We start from the raw sequence: 3,161 nt of genomic DNA, 5'->3' as shown, positions 1-3,161 counted from the left end.
GCTGATGCCAAAGTCGCGGAGCGCCCCATTGACGGTGTTGACAAAGGTCGGAACATCTCTGGCATGATCCACCTCGGTCTGGCGCTTTGCCAGGAAGGCGGGCCACTGCGTGAAGTCTATGCCGGGGACAAATGCCTGACGCTGGATCGTGTTTTGCATACTCAGGAGCACTTTATCTTTAGTCTCTGAGGAAACAGACTGGCCAAAGGCACTGGAAAGCGCCCCGAGGAGCACACCGGTTGTCAGTAGGCTACGAACCCGCATCTTAAGTACTTCCTTCCAGAATAGCTTCTGAAGCAGCACCCTTTTTAGGGTGCAGTGCGGCCTCCACAAAGAGGGGAGCCGCGATTTCCGCTGAGGACAGCAGCGTGTAGTTCTGCGAGACACGATGGATGCGCCGTGCCAGATCGGGATCGAAGCAGCGTAGCACCAGACGAACCGGGTTCTCCGGGCGGTAGTCCTCTACCAGCGTCTGTGCCATGAGCCCGATTTCCAGGTTCAAGGCATCGCTGGACGTGGCGGCTACCACCGCGCTTGCCCGTCGAAACCCCGCCTTCAATAGTGTCTCGGGCCGGGTTGCGTCCCCCAACAAAACCGGAACGCGGGTCGCCAGATCACGGAAGAGGGCATCCTCCAATGTCATGTCTATCACTACCACTCGCACATTCCGTGCCCGGAGGCGTTCCGCAATCGCAAATCCTACACTTCCCAGACCACAGAGAATAATATGCCCCCGGTAGCGCCGGATTGTCCGCTCCGCCCGCGCCTGCTGCGCCGCCCCAGAGAGAATATAGTTGGTCAGGAGCGACGAGAGCGTGGCAAGAAGTAAAACGCCACCGAACATCAGCACCATCCCAAATAACTTTACCGCTGCGGGCTCCTTCTGTAGGTTGAAATCGCCAAAGCCAACCGTGGTTAATATGGTCACGGTGAAGTAGGCCGCGTCCATGTAGCTCAGCCCGATATTCTGATGGAAGATCAGCACTCCCCCTAGAAAAAGCAGGCAGAGCAGCAAAAACAAGAGACTTAGATCCGGCTGCTTGGTATGTCGGAGCCGCTGCCTCCGTGCTCTGTGGCGTGTCGCGCTCGGCTCTGGGGGAGGGGCGAGGGCCGCCTCGGCGAAGTGAGACGCGGCGAGCAGTGACGGAACCAGGACATGCGTGAGATCAAAGTCCTGCTCGAGCCGTGAGGCAAGGCGCTCCTCGGAGTGGCGCATCACAATACACAGCTTGGGGTGCTGCCCCCGTACATCCAGAGCGGTCTCCAAATTCACTAGGTCATCGGATGTTGCCAAGATCAGCGCTCGTGCCTGGTCCAGCCGGGCGGCCTCACGCGTATCGGGGAAACGGAAATCACCTGTGATTAGCTCGGCCCCACGGTCTAGCGCTGCCACCCGCCGATCCTCCCGTGTCTCCGGGCTCGTAATGGCAATGACAGGGATTCCCTGCTCGCGCAACAGCTCCACAATGCGTAGCCCAAAGCGCCCTAGGCCACAGACCACGACATGATCGCTTAGCTCACCGGATAGAAAATCGGATCGAAAAGGGGTAGGCACAGCCTATTATAACAATTCTAGTGTGCATAGGAAATTTGGTATAGAAAATGCATAGGCAATTTCCATACGACTATGATGACAAAACGAATTGCTTTTGGCTGGAACGGCACACTTCTTCCTGAGGTCGCCGAGTTTCGCTGTGATCATCCGCAGGGCGTGCAGGCACTCCTGCTGAGCCACGGCTTGCGCTGTGGAGCGCTCGGGCTGATGCGCTCCCTCCAGCGCGATGGCTGGGAGATCTGGATCTACACGCTGGCAGATCTGCCCACACGCCGGGTGCGTCTCTTCTTCGCGCTCAATGGGATTCAGTTAGGGGGGATTGTTACGGGCCAGGAGCACCGGAGCGCCGTCCGGGCGGGTCGGGCACCGGTGGCAACTCTCAAACACGCTCCCGCGTTTGGCCTCACTCTGATCGCTGACGACAAAGAGGCCACGGCGCAGGCAGGGAGGCGCTATGGCTTTGAGACACTAATGGTCACGACCTGCCACAAAGACTGGACGGCTCTGATCCGTGAGCGTTGCCTTGAAGCTTCTCAGGGCAAAGACTCCCTCGCCGTGGCCGCCTAACTAAGCGTCACGAATCACCGTGGCGCTTGTGGAACTCCTCTAGCCGCCGCACGGTCTGCACGGACTGGCGGCGGCGCTGACAGGCTTGCTCCAGCTTCATCACCAGCAGCTCGAAGACATCCACACCGGGCATGTTCTTCTCAATGTAGTCGTAGGCCCCGCGCCGCATGCACTCCACGGCATTGGAGACATTTCCATAGGCCGTGAGCACAATCACCTCGGTGAAGACATCGCGTGCGACCGCCCCTTCCAGTATATGCATCCCCGAGTTGGGGTCGCCCATGTTCATGTCCGTGATAACAACATCGTAGGGATGCTCAACACTCTTGAGAGCGCTCAGCCCCTCACGCTCAGATCCCGCGGTCACTACGGCATAGCCCTCACGTTCCAGCCGTCGTGCCAGCGCTGCCCGTACCTCGTCTTCATCGTCTACAACCAGAACTCGAATCATCCTCATTTTCCTCCCTTTTTGAGCGGCAGCGCGATCTCAAAGCGTGCCCCCTGTCCCTCTGCGCCTGTCTCGACGATGCCGCCGTGGTGCGCCTCAATGATACCCTTTACAATCGCCAGCCCCAGGCCCATTCCGCGTGCCCGCGAAGTCACAAACGGGCGGAATATCCGCTCTTTTTCCGACTCAGGTATGCCGGGGCCGGTGTCCTCGAAGCTGAGGAGTGCGTAGTCACTCCGAGGCAGTGACAGGCGAGTGGGCAGGGGCTCCCGGCGCGAGACAATGCGTGTCGTCACTTTTAGAGTTCCTCCTCCCATTGCTTCCATAAATGTCACTGCGTTTTCAATCAGCTCTGAGAACGCCCGCTTCAGTTTCGCTCCATCCGCGACCACGGGAAGAATCTTGGCGGTGTAGCTGCCCTCCAGAACCACCGTGCTCCGCTTGGGGAAAGTCTCTCCCAGCGCAGCTTGCGTCAGCTCGTTGAGATCTCCGGGTGTTGGGGCCAAATTGCCCGCGCGCACAAAGTCTCGGAACTCCGCTAGCAGCTCCTCCAGTCGGAAGATGCCTCGCTTCATGCCCTCAACGAGCGGG

The 3,161-nt window shown here is 59.1% G+C and carries 5 protein-coding genes; 1 reads left to right on the top strand and 4 read right to left on the bottom strand.

Features of this window, described 5'->3' with window-relative positions:
- Together ACH2EH_RS20615 and ACH2EH_RS20610 are read right to left on the bottom strand one after the other, a co-directional pair.
- A partial coding sequence (locus ACH2EH_RS20615) for a hypothetical protein (protein WP_395144663.1) occupies positions 1–264 on the bottom strand: 264 nt, incomplete at its 3' end.
- A 1-nt stretch (position 265) separates the two neighbouring features.
- On the bottom strand, positions 266–1,555 hold the full coding sequence (locus ACH2EH_RS20610; RefSeq protein WP_395144661.1) for a potassium channel family protein: 1,290 nt from the start codon (positions 1,553–1,555) through the stop codon (positions 266–268).
- Between the two features lie 72 nt (positions 1,556–1,627).
- On the opposite strand from ACH2EH_RS20610, the gene ACH2EH_RS20605 reads away from it, so the two are divergent.
- Positions 1,628–2,122 (top strand): hypothetical protein, encoded by a 495-nt coding sequence (locus ACH2EH_RS20605; RefSeq protein WP_395144659.1) that lies wholly within the window; start codon positions 1,628–1,630, stop codon positions 2,120–2,122.
- A 7-nt stretch (positions 2,123–2,129) separates the two neighbouring features.
- Here ACH2EH_RS20605 and ACH2EH_RS20600 read toward each other — a convergent pair whose 3' ends face one another.
- Together ACH2EH_RS20600 and ACH2EH_RS20595 are read right to left on the bottom strand one after the other, a co-directional pair.
- Positions 2,130–2,573, bottom strand: coding sequence for a response regulator (locus ACH2EH_RS20600; RefSeq protein ID WP_395144658.1), 444 nt, complete (start codon positions 2,571–2,573; stop codon positions 2,130–2,132).
- 2 nt (positions 2,574–2,575) lie between these two features.
- The coding region (locus tag ACH2EH_RS20595) for a sensor histidine kinase (RefSeq protein ID WP_395144656.1) at positions 2,576–3,161 on the bottom strand (586 nt) is incomplete at its 5' end.

Source organism: Armatimonas sp., assembly GCF_043760365.1.
GTDB lineage: Bacteria > Armatimonadota > Armatimonadia > Armatimonadales > Armatimonadaceae > Armatimonas.
This window is presented reverse-complemented; position numbering and strand designations above follow the sequence as displayed.